The organism is Herbaspirillum sp. UBA812 (genome assembly GCF_002296545.1).
In the GTDB taxonomy this organism is placed as follows: Bacteria; Pseudomonadota; Gammaproteobacteria; order Burkholderiales; family Burkholderiaceae_D; genus Herbaspirillum; species Herbaspirillum huttiense.
Genome location: NZ_DBIC01000083.1, coordinates 1 through 16,226, shown reverse-complemented (window position 1 = coordinate 16,226; position 16,226 = coordinate 1). Strand labels below are relative to the sequence as shown.

Annotated in this window: 15 protein-coding genes and 1 pseudogene; 12 read left to right on the top strand and 4 right to left on the bottom strand. The window is 64.2% G+C overall.

Annotated elements, in window-relative coordinates:
* The 5 genes from B3873_RS05525 to B3873_RS05505 all read left to right on the top strand — a co-directional run.
* The coding region (locus B3873_RS05525; protein WP_414651523.1) for an alginate O-acetyltransferase AlgX-related protein at positions 1-371 on the top strand (371 nt) is incomplete at its 5' end.
* A 200-nt stretch (positions 372-571) separates the two neighbouring features.
* Positions 572-1,909, top strand: coding sequence for a hypothetical protein (locus tag B3873_RS05520; RefSeq protein ID WP_286864515.1), 1,338 nt, complete (start codon positions 572-574; stop codon positions 1,907-1,909).
* Positions 1,902-2,627, top strand: coding sequence for a hypothetical protein (locus B3873_RS05515; protein ID WP_286864514.1), 726 nt, complete (start codon positions 1,902-1,904; stop codon positions 2,625-2,627). Before B3873_RS05520 ends, B3873_RS05515 begins: the two co-directional genes overlap by 8 nt.
* Complete coding sequence (locus tag B3873_RS05510; protein ID WP_286864513.1) at positions 2,627-5,440, top strand: ATP-binding protein; 2,814 nt, start codon at positions 2,627-2,629, stop codon at positions 5,438-5,440. The genes B3873_RS05515 and B3873_RS05510 overlap by 1 nt, the downstream gene beginning before the upstream one ends.
* Before the next feature lie 11 nt (positions 5,441-5,451).
* Positions 5,452-6,681 carry a hypothetical protein gene (locus B3873_RS05505; protein ID WP_286864512.1) on the top strand — a complete coding sequence of 410 codons (1,230 nt, stop codon included), beginning with the start codon at positions 5,452-5,454 and terminating at the stop codon, positions 6,679-6,681.
* A 32-nt stretch (positions 6,682-6,713) separates the two neighbouring features.
* Here the strand turns inward: B3873_RS05505 and B3873_RS05500 are convergent, their stop codons facing one another.
* Positions 6,714-7,004, bottom strand: coding sequence for a hypothetical protein (locus B3873_RS05500; protein ID WP_286864511.1), 291 nt, complete (start codon positions 7,002-7,004; stop codon positions 6,714-6,716).
* A gap of 347 nt (positions 7,005-7,351) precedes the next feature.
* Between B3873_RS05500 and B3873_RS05495 the strand changes: the two genes are divergently transcribed.
* The 6 genes from B3873_RS05495 to B3873_RS05470 are packed head-to-tail and all read left to right on the top strand — an operon-like array spanning position 7,352 to position 13,470.
* Complete coding sequence (locus tag B3873_RS05495; RefSeq protein ID WP_286864509.1) at positions 7,352-8,215, top strand: STAS domain-containing protein; 864 nt, start codon at positions 7,352-7,354, stop codon at positions 8,213-8,215.
* Positions 8,216-8,217: 2 nt separating this feature from the next.
* Positions 8,218-8,577: an STAS domain-containing protein gene (locus B3873_RS05490; protein ID WP_134221698.1), complete on the top strand. Its 360-nt coding sequence runs from the start codon at positions 8,218-8,220 to the stop codon at positions 8,575-8,577.
* A 30-nt stretch (positions 8,578-8,607) separates the two neighbouring features.
* Positions 8,608-9,018, top strand: a complete 411-nt coding sequence (locus B3873_RS05485; RefSeq protein WP_134221699.1) for an ATP-binding protein — start codon at positions 8,608-8,610, stop codon at positions 9,016-9,018.
* Positions 9,003-10,052 carry an anti-sigma regulatory factor gene (locus B3873_RS05480; protein WP_286864503.1) on the top strand — a complete coding sequence of 350 codons (1,050 nt, stop codon included), beginning with the start codon at positions 9,003-9,005 and terminating at the stop codon, positions 10,050-10,052. Before B3873_RS05485 ends, B3873_RS05480 begins: the two co-directional genes overlap by 16 nt.
* The gene (locus tag B3873_RS05475; RefSeq protein ID WP_286864501.1) at positions 10,049-11,857 is read left to right on the top strand and encodes an ATP-binding protein; all 1,809 of its coding nucleotides are present in this window, start codon (positions 10,049-10,051) and stop codon (positions 11,855-11,857) included. The genes B3873_RS05480 and B3873_RS05475 overlap by 4 nt, the downstream gene beginning before the upstream one ends.
* A gap of 50 nt (positions 11,858-11,907) precedes the next feature.
* Positions 11,908-13,470: a hybrid sensor histidine kinase/response regulator gene (locus tag B3873_RS05470; RefSeq protein WP_286864499.1), complete on the top strand. Its 1,563-nt coding sequence runs from the start codon at positions 11,908-11,910 to the stop codon at positions 13,468-13,470.
* A gap of 10 nt (positions 13,471-13,480) precedes the next feature.
* Here B3873_RS05470 and pcaD read toward each other — a convergent pair whose 3' ends face one another.
* From pcaD to B3873_RS05455, 3 genes are all read right to left on the bottom strand, one after another.
* A complete protein-coding gene (gene pcaD, locus B3873_RS05465; RefSeq protein ID WP_209531801.1) occupies positions 13,481-14,266 on the bottom strand; it encodes a 3-oxoadipate enol-lactonase in 786 nt (261 codons plus the stop codon).
* A 77-nt stretch (positions 14,267-14,343) separates the two neighbouring features.
* Positions 14,344-14,631, bottom strand: a complete 288-nt coding sequence (gene catC / locus B3873_RS05460) for a muconolactone Delta-isomerase (protein ID WP_013233325.1) — start codon at positions 14,629-14,631, stop codon at positions 14,344-14,346.
* Between the two features lie 226 nt (positions 14,632-14,857).
* Entirely contained in the window at positions 14,858-15,811 is a 954-nt protein-coding gene (locus tag B3873_RS05455; RefSeq protein WP_034339111.1) for a LysR family transcriptional regulator, read from the bottom strand.
* A 144-nt stretch (positions 15,812-15,955) separates the two neighbouring features.
* Between B3873_RS05455 and B3873_RS05450 the strand changes: the two are divergent.
* Positions 15,956-16,226, top strand: a pseudogene (locus B3873_RS05450) (muconate cycloisomerase); the annotation flags it as partial.

Here is a 16,226-nt window from a genome sequence, read left to right as displayed (position 1 = left end):
TGCCACTGCGCTGGCAACCCACGCCGGAAAGCGTGGCCGCCACCGTCTTCACCGAAGCGGCCGCCACAGGGCAGGGCGCCGCCGCCAAGGGCGGCGATGATCTCGACGATCTGCTGGGCGACAGCCAGTTGCCCAACGTGGCCCTGATCGGAACCTCGTTCTCGCGCAATTCCAACTTCGTCGGCTTCCTGCAGATGGCGCTGGGCGCGAAGATCGGCAGCTTCGCCAAGGATGGCGGCAAGTTCTCCGGCAGCGCCCGCGATTACTTCGCCAATCCCGCCTTCACCCAGACACCGCCCAAGCTGGTGGTCTGGGAAATCCCCGAGCGCGACCTGCAGACGCCCTACGAAGCGATTTCACTGGCCCGCTGATCCATCATTAAGCTGGCGTTAATGCTGTCTCAACGGGCATTAACGTTGCATTAATGCAATAAATCATTTCCTTTCCGGCGCTTTTTCATGTGTGCCGCCGTCCGCTTTGCTGGAGGCAGGTCCCCGGGCCTGCTAAACTTGCCGGTCCGCCCACCGACCGGGCAGGATCCAGGCACTGCCTGGTCAACCTCCACGACAAATTGACAGAAGAATTCGACCCCGCTCCCCTTGCGGACGAGCATGACTCCGGCTCCTTCGAGAGCTACTTCCGCGATCCTTCGCAAGCCGCCGAAGCGCCCCTGGCCTGGGGCCTGGGCCAGCGGCTGGACGTGCTGGACGCGCTGCGCGGCCTGGTCTCCGGTGGCCAGGCCGCTGCGCGCCTGCGCATCTGGATGTTCCTCGAACTGGCGGCGCAGCCGCAGGGCCGCCTGCAGCGCGAGGACCTGAACCAGCTGTTCTATGCCTTGAAGCCCGAGGCCATGGAGGCCGCCCTGAAGCGCCTGCGCGACCTGGGTCTGCTGGTCTGGGACGCCACCGGCCAGGATTACCAGCTCTCGCCCATCGCCCAGCAGGTGCAAGCCCTGCTGGCCCCGCTCACGCGCGCCGTCGGCGAGGATGACGAGATGGCCGCGCTGCTGGCGCAAGTGGCCGGTGCCCAGGCACTGGGCCTGTCCGATGCCAGCCAGATCCGCCACCTGCATGCGCAATTGGCGCGTCTGCACGATCAGTTCGCCGATGCCATCGCCAGCGGTTCGGAAGCCCTGCTGCGCCAGGCCCAGCCGCGTTTCGAAAGGGCCCTGAAGCTGGTCAATCGCGCCGGTGAAGCGCTGACCGCCCTGATCCGCAGCGAACACGCCGACGCCCGCCTGGAACGCGAAGCGCGTGCGCTCGGCAACGGCCAGGCGCGCCTGCTGACCATGGCCAGCCAGTTCACCCGCGCCCTGCAGCAGGCCGACCGCCAGCGCGTCACCCTTGGCAGCACCGGCGTGACCAGCTCGGACGTGCGGCGCTGGCTGCAATCGCATCCGGACTTGTCTTCCCTGATGGGGGAGGCGCTGTCCATCGGTGTGAAGCCGGTCTTCGTCAGCGGCCACGAATTGCTGGATGTGGCCGAAGGCGAATTCGAGCGCGACCGTCCCGAGGCCCAGCGCACGCAAGGCCTGCCGCCTCCGGCCCAGGCCGTGGAAGGCAAGATCGAAGCGCTGCGCATGCCGGTCGAGCTGGGCGAACTGATTGAACAACTGACACGCCTGGGGGCCCTGCCGGAAGGCGAGGACGCCACCGAATTGCAACCGCAGCCACTGAGCTCGGTGGTGCTGGGCGGCAGCTTCGGCAAGGCCGCGTATCGCCTGCAATTGCTGCCGCTGCTGGGGGACGCCCAGGCGCGCACCCTGCAAGGGCAGACCGGCGACCTGGCACGCCTGCCGTGGCAAGCCGGCTTCCTGCCGCGTGTCGACAAAGTCGATGACCCCGATGTCGCCGCCATGAGCGCCGGGGCCGTCCATCCAGATCCATCCCGGGAAAGACCGAATGAGTGAGACCCTAGACGAGGCCGGCCTGTTGGTCGCCGAACTGCTGGCGCGCCGCTGGCTGCCCCGCAAGCACCCGCGCGTGCGCCGCGCTCTGGTCGATGCCGACCTGTGGCAAGCCCTGCAGGACCGCCTGGCCCAGGTTGGCCTGCGCCTGGTGGACAACATCCACGCCGATCACATCAGCGTGGCCCTGGTGCGCCCGGCCGAATCCGCCGTCTTCGGCGAGGCCGGCATGAACGCCAACAACAACCTCGACCTGCCGCGCGATGCCATCTCGCTGCTGGTGGTGCTGTGGGCGCTGATCGTGCTGCCCAAGCGCGAGCGCCAGTCCGCGCGCGCCGCCGGTGACGATGCCCAGCAGCAGGACGAGATGTTCCACACCGACAAGCCCATGCCGACCGCAGCCGAGGTCAGCCCGGTGATTTCCTACACGGCGCTGCTGGCCGACTTCGGCAACCAGCTCGGCAAGAAGACGCGCATGGACACCAACCTGCGCCGCCTCGAAGCCCACGGCTTCATCGTGCGCCGGGGCGTGGACATCGCCGAAGGCCCCTTGCTGGACCTGCTGCTGGACTACGATGCCCTGGCGCCGCGCATCCTCGATGGCGCCTTGGGCGACGTGCTGGCACGCGCCACTGCACGCGACGAGGCGGGTACTGTGCCAGAGGCGCAGGCTGATGCCGACGTTGCTGCCGACGAACCATCCGAAGAGGGAGACGCCTGATGTTCCACCTGCAATCGCTGGAACTGCTGCAGTGGGATTATTGCCAGCGCCTGACGCTGCCCCTGGACGGTTCCATCATCACCATCGCCGGCCCCAACGGCTCCGGCAAGACCACGCTGCTCGATGCCATGCGTACCCTGCTGGGCCTGGATTGCTCGGGCGGGCGCAGCTACAAGACCTACGCCCGCCACGCCAACGCCGACACCACCTGGCTGCGTGCCACGGTGGACAACCGTCCGCATGGCCGCCAGACCTCGACCCGTCCGTTCGCGCGCAACCTGCTCTATGCAGACCAGGTCACGCTGGCCTGCCGCATCGAGCGCAACGGCGGCGACTGGCAGCGCCGCTATTGCATGAGCGATGGCGATGTCGCCATCGAAACCCTGGCGCAATTGCCCGAGAAGGATTGGCTGGGCCTGGACCACTGGCGCAAGCGCCTGGAGGGGGCCGGCCTGTCGCGCGCGATTGCGCGCGTGCTGGCACTGGAGCAGGGCCAGACCGACCGCCTGTGCGAATTCTCGCCCAAGGAATTGCTGCGCCTGGTGTTCGAAGTGTTCGGCGACCAGGAAGTGCTGGACCGTTACGAAGAAGCCCGACGCCATCAACGTGACCTGGCCGCCGAGGTGACCCTGGCCGAACAGGAACTGGCCTACAGCGAAGCGCAACTGGCGCAGCTGGACAGCCGCGTCACGCTGTATCGCACCTATCAGGGCAAGCTGCGCGAGCGCGAGACGCTGGCCACCGAAGTCATTCCGGTCTTGCGCTGGCACGAAGAGCGCCAAGGCACGGCCACGCGTCTGCGCGAACTGCATCGCCAGCGCCTGCATCACAATCACTTGCGCCGCCAGCGCAGCAGCGATACCTTGCTGCTGTCGTCCCTGCTGACGCAGCAACAGGCTGCACGCGAGAAGGTGACTGCGCTGGAACGCGACAAGGCGGAAGCCCAGCAAGCCCAGCAAAAGGCGCGCGATGCCGAAAAGCCGGTGGAAGAACTGGTCAAGCAGGCCGATGAACTGCTGGCCCTGTCCGCGGTGGAAGGCGATGCCACGCAATTGCTGGCCCGCGTGGAAGAACTGGAACAGCAGAAGAGCACGCTGCACGATCGCTGGCGTGATCTGGAGCAGCAACGCAAGGATGCCAGCGGCGCGCTGGACCGCCTGACCGGACAACGCCAGGCCCCGCGCCCGAATGACGTGCAGCAATTCACGCGGGCCTTGCGCCAGGCCGGCATCGCCCATCACCTGCTGGCCGATGTGATCGAGATTGCGGACGACCAGTGGCGTGCCGCCGCCGAAGGCGTCTTGCGTGCTTCGTGCTGGGTGGTGGTGCTGGATGATCCCAAGGATGAAGCCGCCGCCATGGCGCTGGCCGAGCGTGAGCGTTATCGCCATTACGTGGTCTCCGATGCGGCCACGGCGACGTCCCAGCCGCCCGCAGAGAGCCTGTTGGCGGTGTTGCGCTTCTCGGCCAAGGCCCCGTCCTGGCTGCTGCGCCAACTGGCGCAGATCCGCCGCGTGGCCGATACGGTCGAAGGCGCAAGCAGTGGTGGCGAATGGATCACGCCGCAAGCCTACTGGCGCGATGGCCGGGGCGGGCGCAGCGTGTGGCGCGATCCGGGCGATTACCAGTTCGGTGCGGCCGCCATGGCCGCGCGCCAGGCCTCGATCCAGAAGCGCCTGGCCACGCTGGACGAACAGTTGACCGACATCGTCCTGAAGCAGAGCGAAGTCAAGCGCCAGCTCGACGCCGCCAAGAAAGCCACCGAGGGCCACCTCGCAGCAGAGGCGCTGGCGAAGCGAAGTGAAGAGTTCGAACAGGCGCGCCGTCAGTTGCCCGCATTGAAGGCCGCGCGCGTGGCGGCGAGTGAACGTTGGAGCCAGTTTGATGCCCAGCACGCGGACGCCATCGAACAGCGCACCATCCTCGATGGCAAGCTCGATGCCTTGCAGCGCCGCCTGCGCGACAGCGAAGGCGATCTTGCGGGGCAGGAGCGTGACTGGCGCGTGCGTCACGATGAGCAGCGCGCCCGTGCGCTGGCCTCGCGTGCGCAGAAGGGCCGCTTCCCTGCGCACTGGATTGCGACTGCGACGGTGCAGGCGCTCTACGAGAAATACAGCAACGCCAAGCAGGCCGAGCTGCGCATGGCCTCCGTCGAAAACGAACTGGAAACCGGCCACTGGGAAAAGGATGGCACGGTCGAAGACAAGCACCTCATCATGCAGGGCACGGTCGGCAACCAGCGCAACGAACTGGATTCGCGCAAGATCAGCAATCACCAGGCCGAGGAAGCCGTCGGCAATGCGCGTGAACGCTACATCGACGTGTTGCGCGCGACGGTACGCCGCTATCGCAAGAACATCGTCGACCTCGGTGCCTTGGCCGGTGTGGTGGTCAGCGCCGATCTGCCGCATCTGGACAATGACGACACCATCCTGCGCCAGGCCGAACTGAAGGTCAGCTTCAACTTCGACGGCAAGGGCGAGATCGGCCTGAACGACGGTGAAGCCTCGGGCGGCCAGCAGGTCATCAAGTCGCTGATCCTGCTGGTGGGGCTGTTGAAGGATGACGACATGCCGGGCGGTTTCGTCTTCATCGACGAACCCTTTGCCCACCTTGATGTGCGCAACATCCAGCTGGTCGGCAACTTCCTGAAATCGACCCGCGCGCAATACGTGCTGACCACGCCGATCACGCACAACGTCGAAGTCTTCGAGCCGGCCGACATTACGCTGGTCACCTCGAAGAAACCGCGCGAGGCCCGCTGGGCGCCGCCCATCGGCGTGCTGCAGCGGCGCTTGCGGCTGGATGCCTGAGGGGCTCACCGATGCGCAGCCTGATCGAGACGCCACGCGGCCGCAAGGGCCGTGAGTTGCAGTCGTCGGGCGAGTTGCCATCGGTGTTGCCTTTGCTGGATGCCGAAGAACGTGCGGCCCTGTTGCGTTGGGCACGCGGCGAGGCCGTCACACGCAGCCGCGAGGTCTTGCTCAAGGAGGCCGACAGCGCGGGTGTCTCCATCGAAAAAGCCGAGCGCCTGTGCCAACGCCTGCTGCAGGACGGTTGGGTGAGCCTGCGCGAGGAACTGACAGGGGGCAACTGGTTGTGGAAATCGCTGAGCTGGCGCGATCTGCGCCAGCTGCAATCCTTGCTGGGCATTGCGCATGCCGGTCAACGCCAGCAAGAACGCGAGGCGCTGCTGGCGCAATCGCGGCACTGGCTGGAACTGCGCGCGCAAGCCAGCGCATCGGTGGCGCTCGATCCCGATCTGCTGGATGAATTGACGGGGGCACTCGATGCGCTCGAGGCCGACAAGAGCTTGCGCCGGGAGCTGCTGGCCGACCGCCTGGGTTTGCTGGAAGCGATCGCCTCGTGGCACGACAGCGGCCAGCAGGGATTGCGCCGCAACTTCGCCTTGCATGCACGCGACCTCACCAAGGCCCTGAGCAATAGCGAATGGCGCTGGCTGGATTCGATGTTTGATCTTGAACGACTCGGCATCGCCAACTTCGCGCAAGTGGGATGGCTGGTCGGTGATCTGGTGCTGTCATGGCAAGCGCGCAGGGTGGAACTGGCCCCCCTGCATTGCCTCGGGTTGCCGCTCGAAGACCTGCAGCGGTGTGACCGCATCACGCCGCCGCAACGCTGGTGGCTGATCGAAAACCGCGCCAGTTTTGAACACCAGGCGCGCCAGCTTCCTGCCGGGGTGGCGCTGCTGTGGATGCCGGGGCGGCCCTCGGCGGCCTGGCTGGATACGGTGTCGCATCTCCTGCTGTTGGCACCGGCACCAGCCTGGATCAGTGCCGATGCCGATCCGGCAGGGGTGGATATCGCCTGCACGGCAGGGGCGCGCTGGACTCGTGCCGGACTGGCGTGGGAACCGTATCAAATGGGTTTGGCGCAGTGGGAAAACACCACGCAGCGCTGGCCGTTGAACGTACATGACCATCGTTTGCTGACGACCCTGTTGGCAAGGAAGGAGTTACCGGAATCCTTGCGGTCCTTGTGTGTGGCGATGCAGGCGGAGGGACGCAAGGCCGAACAGGAAGCCTGGCTCTAGGCCCTGTTTTTACCGCATGCGCTGGCAATGCTTCAGCGCAATTCGCGCACGATGCGCGGTGCCGGTGGCAGCATTTCGGAGGGAACTTCCGGCACCTCTGCTTCCAGTAATTGATATGCCACGCATTCGCACCAGTGGATGCCGCGCGCGAGCGCCAGCGGCTTGGAGTCGTAAAGGCCCGGCAGCGATCGTTTCGGAAACAGTTGCCCGATGGATGGATGGCGTATCTCTACGCCACTGACGTACCAGGTGTCGGCGCGGTTGGCGCACCATACCCGAAACTGGAACGGTGAAGAATGTCCTGTAATTTCGTAACAAGTCATCATGTTTGCACGCTGACCCAAAGCTTCCCTCCTTTCATGTCGGCCGCATTATAAACAGCGTCGCGTCAGCTTGCCAAAGTCTGCCGTAGAGATGAAATTGCCGGGTTTATCAAATGGCAAGAAAAATGGCCGCCGCGCGTCATCGAGGTAATGGATTCCTACGCGGCTTGTAGTCGTTGTCCTGCACGGCTTCAAAGCCTCGTCACCTAGAATGACTCTGCCCGCGCGCCTCAGGGGACTCGTGACGTCGGGTAGATTCCTCTACCGCCATTCCGCCTCCATGCCGCTCCATCCTTTCGGGTCAGGAGGCTTGGTCATGCGAGGCTTTTCAAGGACAGAAAAAAAATATGACTTCTGCGCGTACCGCCACTCTCGGTCTCATTCTCAACCAACATCACCAGACCCTGCTCGAGGACTGGATCCGCACCTTGACCGCGAAGCTCGGCCGCAAGGAAAAAAGCGGTGAATTCGAGATCCGTCGCCAGGCCGAGCAACTCCTGACCTTGCTTGCACGAACCGTAGACAGCGGTGCCAGCGACGATACGGATGGCAGCGACTGGGGCGACGTCCGTCATCTGTTGGGCGAAGTCTCGCGGACCCGTGCGTTGCAGGGTTTTTCCTCGCTGGATACGGCCAGTTTCGTGTTTGCCCTGAAGGAACCGCTTTTCGAACATCTGCGTACCGCCTTGAGTGAGCAGCCTCTGGTGCTGGCTCAGGAGATCGCCGCGACCAGTTCGCTGTTCGACCGCCTGGGGCTCTACACCATCGAGGTTCATCAGAAGGCGCGCGAGCAGGTCATTCTGCGCCAGCAGCAGGAACTGCTGGAACTCTCCACGCCGGTGGTGCAGCTGTGGCAGAACGTCCTGGCGCTTCCCTTGATCGGCACGCTAGACAGCGCCCGCACCCAGGTGGTGATGGAGAGCTTGCTGCAGAAGATCGTGGAGACCGGTGCCATGATCGCCATCATCGATATCACGGGCGTTCCCACCGTGGATACGCTGGTAGCCCAGCATCTGCTCAAGACCATTGCAGCCGCGCGCCTCATGGGTGCGGATTGCATCATCAGCGGCATTCGTCCGCAGATTGCCCAGACCATCGTGCACCTGGGCGTGAACCTGGAAGACGTGACCACCAAAGCCACGCTGGCTGACGCCTTCATGGTGGCACTCAAGAAGACCGGTTCGCGCATCACCGTCCAGCACGCGGAGTAAGCATGGAACGCATCCCTATCCTGCGCATGGGCCGGCTGCTGCTGGTGACCATCCAGGTCGACATGCACGATCGCTTGGCCATGACCCTGCAGGACGACCTCACCGAACGCATCGTGCGTGATCGCGCGCGCGGGGTGCTCATCGACATCTCTGCGCTGGACATGGTGGATTCCTTCATCGGCCGCATGATCAGCAACACCGCCTCCATGGCGCGCGTGCTGGATGCGCGCACGGTGGTGGTCGGTATGCAGCCCGCCGTGGCCATTACCCTGGTGGAGCTCGGTCTGACCCTGGACGGCGTGCGGACCGCGCTCAACGTGGAGCGTGGCGTCAAGCTGCTTGAGTCGGAGATCGAAGGATGACTTCGCTCTCCTTGCGGTGCGAGGCAATCGGTGGATGAACAACAATTACTGAGCCAGTCCCTCCAGACCGACGAAGACGTGGTCCGCCTGCGCAAGGCGGTGCGCGACCATCTCGTGCGGCTGGGGTTCTCGCTGGTGGAGCAGACCAAGATGGTCACGGCCGCCAGTGAACTGGCACGCAACACCCTGCGCTACGGCGGGGGCGGCGAAGCGCTGATCGAGGAACTGAACAATGGCAGCAAGCGCGGCTTGCGGCTGGTCTTTGCCGACCAGGGGCCGGGCATCGCCGACCTGACGCTGGCCCTCACCGATGGCTACACCACCGGGGGCGGCTTGGGGCTGGGCCTGTCAGGTGCCAAGCGGCTGGCCGACGAATTCGATATCGATACCGCGCCGGGCGCGGGAACCAAAGTCAGCATCATCAAATGGAAACCGTTCTGACCGCCTCGCGGACCGAGCAATGCGTGGCCGTCAGTGAAACCGTGGATGTCGCCGCCTCGCGCCGGGCAGCGGCCGACCTGGCACGGCAGCTGAGCTTCGCACAGGAGCCGGCGGCCCGGCTGGCTTTGGTCGTCACCGAGGCTGCCACCAACATTCTCAAACACGCCGGCCAGGGCGAGATCCTGCTGCGCACAATTCACGGACGTCACGCGGCCGGTGCCGCCGTACGCGGCATCGAGATGCTGGCCATCGACAGCGGCGCTGGCATGCACGATGCCGACGCGGCGATGGCCGACGGCACCTCCACTGCCGGGACCTATGGCGTAGGGCTAGGGGCCATCCGTCGCCAGTCCGACCTGTTCGCGCTTTACACCTGGCCCGAGCGCGGCACTGTGCTGCGGTCCGTGGTGTGGGAAACGCCCGGCGCGCTTGAGCCATGGCAATGCGGTCTGGTCTGCCTGCCGCTGGCCGGTGAGCTGCAGTGTGGCGATGCCGGGTGGGCAGCCACCATCGATGATGGCGTGCTGCTCACGCTGGTAGACGGACTGGGGCATGGCGAGGCCGCAGCCGATGCGGCTGCGGCTGCGGTCGATACGCTGGCGGCGCTGGCGGTCAGCAGCCCTGGCCTGCCTCTGCCCGGATTGGCCATGCACCTGCATGCGGCCTTGCAGAAGACGCGCGGTGCGGCCTTGGCGATTGCGCGCATCGATGCGCATGCCGGCCAGGTGCAGTTCGTCGGCGTCGGCAATATTGCATGTTGCACCAGCCTGGCGGGACAGCGTCGCCATCTGGTGTCCGTCAATGGAATCGTCGGCCACAACCTGCGCAAGGTGCAGGTCTTCGATACCGCCTGGCAGGACGAGATGCTGCTCATTCTGCATTCCGACGGGCTGACCAGCCGCTGGTCGCTGGATCCCTACCCGGGCCTGGAGCAGGCCCATCCGGCCCTGATTGCCGCCGTTCTCTATCGAGACTGTTATCGTGGCCGTGATGATGTCAGCGTCATGGTCCTTCGCCGGGGAGAGATTCCATGACGCAGCGTCTGCTGACCGTTTCCATTGGCAGCGAGATCGATGTGGTTGGCGCACGCCAGCGCGCTCGCCAGATCGCCGACCTGTGCGGTTTCACCCAGCAGGATCAGGTTCGTATCGCCACCAGCATCTCTGAACTGGCGCGCAACGCCTTTCGCTATGCCGGACGTGGCCAGGTAGACTTCGCCATCGAAGGCAGCACGGCACCGCAGACCTTGCTCATGACAGTGCGTGACCAGGGGCCGGGGATCGAGGACCTGAGCCTGGTGCTGTCCGGCCAATATCGCTCCAAGACGGGCATGGGCTTGGGTTTGCTGGGTGCACGCAAGCTCATGGATGCGTTCGACATACAGACTGCGCCAGGACAGGGTACGACCGTGACACTGCGCAAGCTGCTGCCACCGGCGGCACGCCTGATCACGCCCCGCGTGGCCGGCGAGGTCGGCTCGGCATTGGCGGCTGCACCGGCCGGACTGGCGCTGTTCGAGACGCAGCAACAGAATCAGGAATTGCTGGCCACCCTGGCCGAGTTGAAAGGCCGCCAGGAAGAATTGCTGCAGCTGACGCGTGAACTCGAAGATACCAACCGCGGTGTCGTGGCCCTCTATGCGGAACTGGATGAAAAGGCCGACCACCTGCGGCGTGCCGACGAGGCCAAGTCGCGCTTTCTGTCCAACATGAGTCACGAGTTCCGCACACCCCTGTCGTCCATTCGGGCGCTGGCCAAGCTCTTGCTGGATCGGGTTGATGGTGAACTGGGTACCGAGCAGGAGCGTCAGGTTCGCTACATCCTCGACGGTGCGGAATCTCTCTCGGAACTGGTCAATGATCTGCTGGATCTGGCCAAGATCGAGGCAGGCAAGGTCGAGATTCAACCCAGCCGCTTCCAGGTGGCCGATCTGTTCAGTGCATTGCGCGGCATGCTGCGCCCGCTGCTGGTCTCCGACAAGCTGCGCCTGAGTTTCGTGGCTCCGGAAAACTGCGAGATGGTGACCGATGAAGGCAAGCTTTCGCAGATCCTGCGCAACTTCATTTCCAACGCCATCAAATTCACCGAGCAGGGGAGCATCACGGTGACTGCCGAGCTGTTGCCGCAAAACCTCGCGGTGCGCTTCTCGGTGAGCGACACCGGGATCGGCATTGCGCCGGAGCACATCGGCATCATCTTCGAAGAATTCACGCAGGTGGAAAATCATCTGCAGCGCCACGTCAAAGGCACTGGCCTGGGGCTGCCGCTGTGCCGCCAACTGGCCACGCTGCTGGGTGGGACGGTAGCGGTCAGCAGCAAGCAGGGGGAGGGGGCCACCTTCACGGCGGTGATTCCCGTTGTACACGTGCGGGAGCATGACGCGACTTCCCACTCGTCGAGCACCTATGGGCAACTCCCGCACACTGAACCGGGGCCGGCCACTCTCCCGGTACTCATCGTGGAAGACCGGCCCGAACTGCGCTTGCTGTATCAGCGTTACCTGATGCAGTCCGAATTCCGCATGATCGCGGCGGCCTCGGTGGTCGAAGCCGAGGCCTTGTGGCGGCAAGGCGAGCCTTGCGCCGTGGTGCTCGACATCCTTCTCGATGGCAAGGATACCTGGCACTGGCTGGTGCAGATCAAAAACGATCCGGTACGCTGCGACATACCCGTCATCATCGCCTCCGATGTCGATGACAAGGGCAAGGCCATGGGATTGGGTGCCGACGCGTATTTCAAGAAGCCCATGGGGCGCGATGAATTGCTGGCAGCACTGCGGTCTCTGGTCAATTCGCCGCCGGCGCGAAACGAAACCGTCGCCGCTGCGGTCCACGACTGAAGGGGCCTGCGACCGCGCAGGCCCTGTTATCCACGTTACCCATGCATGCCATGAGCCATTCAGAACAACTGATCCTCAACGTCGACGATACCGATGCCGCCCGCTATGCGCGCACCCGCATCCTGACCAAGGCCGGGTTGCGCGTGGTCGAGGCGGCCAGCGGCGGCGAGGCGCTGGCAATGGCGCGCGAACTCAAGCCGGCCCTGATCCTGCTGGACGTGAAACTGCCTGACATCCACGGCATGGAAGTCTGTGCACGGCTCAAAGCCGATCCCGCGACTTCGTTCATCCTGGTGCTGCAGACTTCGGCCTCGTACATTGGTGTGGCCGACAAGATCCGCGCCCTGGAAGGCGGGGCCGACAATTATCTGTTTGAACCGATAGAGCCGGCCGAGCTGGTGGCCAATGTGCAGGCACTGTTGCGCCTGGCCAAGGTGGAACATGAATTGCGCGAGATCGACCGCCGCAAGGACGAATTCCTGGCGATTCTGGCGCATGAATTGCGCAACCCGCTGGTGCCGATGCGCAATGCCGTGGGCATCCTCAACACGCGCGCACCGCAGGCCCCTGAGTGGGAATTGCGCGCACGCAATACCATTTCCCATCACCTGGACCACATGGTGCGGCTGGTCGACGATCTGCTGGACGTGTCGCGCCTGTCGCACAACAAGCTGGCGCTGCAGTTGCACCCGATTCTGATGGCGGAAGTGATCCAGCATGCCGTCGAATCGACCCAGCAGATGATGGAGCGCAAGCACCAGTCATTGCTGCTGGACATCGCCGATCCGTTGCTGGCGGTGCAGGGCGATGAAGTGCGGCTGGCCCAGGTACTCATCAATCTCTTGCACAATGCCGCCAAGTTCAGTCCGGACGGTGCCGGAATCTTCCTTGGGGCGCGCAGCGAGGCCGGTCAGGTGGTGCTGACGGTACGCGATGAAGGCATTGGCATTGCCGCCGAACGCCTTGGCGACATCTTCGGCATGTTTGCCCAGGCCAATGCACTTGGCCATGATCGCCAGGATGGCCTCGGCATCGGCTTGTCGCTGGCGCGCAGCCTGGTGGAATTGCATGGCGGCACCTTGACCGCGTACAGCGCCGGCATCGGTCACGGCAGCCTCTTCACGGTGGCCTTGCCGCAGCTGGCACCGGGCCAGCCGGAGGCCCCGGAGAAGGCAGCGCCGACCCTGGCCGAACTGGCGGCCGGCATCCCGCAGACCGGCAAGCGGGTGCTGGTGGTGGATGACAACATGGACATCGCCGATACCATGAAGGAGCTCATGGAATTGCTGGGGCACGAAGTGGAGGTGGCCTACAGCGGCACGCGCGCCATCGCGCGCGCACTTGAATGGATTCCCGATGCCGTCCTGCTGGACATCGGTTTGAAGGACATGACCGGGCATGACCTGATCCGTGCTCTGCGCGCGGAACCGGTCACACACGACATCTACCTGCTGGCCTGCTCCGGTTTCAGCGGCGAAGACGACAAGCGCACCGCCTTTGATGCGGGGGTCGATGACTACCTGGTCAAGCCGGTCGACATCGATACCTTGGCGCGGCTCGAACTGCGCCGCGCCACACCGCCGGCGGACTCGGCCAGCGTCGCGGGCCTCTGACCCGCCAGTTTCAGGCCGCTTCGGTCAGGAACTGCACCACCGCCTGCGTGAAGGCGCGTGGCTGTTGCTGGTTGGAGATGTGGGCCGCATCAAATTCCACATACAGCGCACCCGGAATGGTGGCACGCATGAACTGCGCATCGGCCGGTGGCGTCGGCACGTCGCCGCTGCCCGCAATCACCAGCGTGGGCGCGCGGATGCCCGCAATCGCTTCCCGCAGATCATTGTCGCGCACCGCTGCGCAAGCGCCTGCATAGCCCTCCGCCGGCGTGGCCAGCAGCATGGCCGTCAGTGCCTGCACTTGCTCCGGATGCTGTTCGGCATACTCGGGCGTGAGCCAGCGTGAAACGACCGCAGCGGCAATGGCCGACAGGCCATCACGCTGCACGGTCTCGATGCGGCTGTTCCAGGCCTCGGGCGTGCCGATCTTGGCACCGGTATTGCAGAGGATGAGCTTGGCCACGCGGTCCGGATGATGCACCGCCAGCCACATGAAGGTGCTGCCGCCCATGGAGAGGCCGCAGAAATGCGCTTGCCTGATGTCGAGCTGGTCGAGCAGGGCGATGACGTCGCTGCCGAGCTGGGCAATCGTGTAAGGACCGGGCGTGACCTCGGACTGGCCGTGGCCGCGCGTGTCATAACGCAGTACGCGGAAGTGCTTGCTCAGTTCGGGAATCTGCGGATCCCACATCGCCAGCGACGTCCCCAGCGAGTTGGACAGCACCAGCACCGGCAGGGCCGCGTCGCCGTCGAGCTGGTAATGCAGTTTGATTCCGTTCAGGGTTGCAAAGGGCATGAGTAAATCCTTGGCCCGCGCCACCGGACGGTGGTGACGGGCGTGTGTGAATCAAAAAGCGTCAGATACGCCGGGAATCAGCCAATCTGCGCGATGGCCGAAGGATGCTGGGTCAGCGGAGTGACCGAAATGGTCATGAAGGGATAGAGCGGCAGGGCCGACAGGATGTTGTGCAGCTCATCATTGCCGGAAACGTTGAAGATGCTCACGTTGGCATACTGCCCGACCACGCGCCACAGGTCGCGCCACTTGCCTTCGCGCTGCAGCTTCTGCGACATCTCCTTCTCGTCCTTCTTCAGCTGATCGGCCACGGCCTTGTCGAGCGTGGCGGGAATGTTGACCTGCATTTGAACCATGAACAGCATGATGTGTGCTCCGTTGTCGTTATGGGTGGAATGTCGTGCAGCGCGCGCCCTGGCCGCGATGATGAACGCGGGGCGGGAAATCGTGATGTTCGATAAACGAACATAAATCCTTTATTCGCACAAACGAGTGTAGGCGTCCGTGCGGGCAACTGTCAACTTGGGCAGACGGTTTGCTGCACGTCAACTGTGCGCAGGATTAACGCTGAGGGCGCATTGTGATGGCCCCTCAATCGCGCCGTTCGGGATTCGGAAAACCGGTCGCCGGGAAGGAACTGGTCTCGATATCCAGCCAGGCCGGGCGCTCGGCATACATGTCGGCCACCAGTTGCTTGATGGCCTCGATGTACCAGGCATTGTCGTTGATGCGATGCGTGAGGATGATGGGGGAGGTCGCGCGCGGATCGTCGATGAGCCGGTAATGCAGGTCATTGCGCAGCCGCGCCGAGGCCGGGATCAGGCACAGTCCGGATTCGGCCGCCACCAGGCCCAGCGCGGTCTGGATCTCGCGCACCTCGTGCACTTCAGCCGGGTGGATGTCCTGGTCATTGAGCAGGCTCAGGATGTGGTCGGCGAAACTGGGGCGCGGCTCCTTGGGATAGACGATCAGCTTCTGTCCATGCACTTCCTTCAGGCTCACGCGCTGATGGCTGGCGGCCAGCGGGAAAGAGGGCGGGATCGCCAGCACCAGTTTTTCTTCGCGCAGGACGATGCGCGCCACCGTCGCATCATTGCTGCGGATACGCCCGAAACCGACATCGATGCGCCCCGACTTGAGTGCGGCAAACTGCTGCATCGAGGTCAGCTCCAGCAACTGGATGTCCACCTCCGGATAATGCTGGCGCAGCTTGCGCACCAGCACCGGCAGGCCGCCATAGAGCGTGGAGGCGACGAAGCCGATGGACAGCGTCTGGCGCTGGTTCAGGCCGATCTGCTGGGTGGCGTTCTTCAACTGCTCCAGCCGGTTGAGGATCTGCAGCGCCTGCTCGTAGAACACCCGGCCGGCTTCGGTCAGGCGCAGCGGGCGGCTGTTGCGCAGGATCAGCTGCACGCCCAGTTCTTCTTCCAGCAGCTGGATCTGGCGCGACAGCGGCGGCTGCGCAATGTGCAGCTGTTCCGAGGCGCGCGTGAAGTTGCGCGTATTGGCCACAGCCACGAAGTATTTCAGTTGTCTGATGTCCATGGCCGAAAATCATATCTCACAGAAACTAATGATGTCTAATCCTTTGATTTTTATAGGAGCCTTTATAAACTATATAAAAAAGGTATGAAACTAGACGAATTTGGTGTTGGCAATGGCAGGGCTTCCGGGTGTTCAATGCAGTCCATGGATACCCCACAACACCTTCACGCTGCGGCCCCGGCCCTGATCGACCGGGTCGAGACCTTCCTGGTCGATCTGCCGACCATCCGTCCCCATCAATTGTCGATGGCGACGATGAACGGGCAGACCCTGATGCTGGTGCGCCTGTACTGCTCCGACGGCACAGTCGGCGTGGGCGAGGGCACCACCATCGGTGGCCTGGCCTACGGCAACGAGAGCCCGGAGAGCATCAAGCAGAACATCGACAGCCACCTGGCGCCGGCGCTGCGCGGTC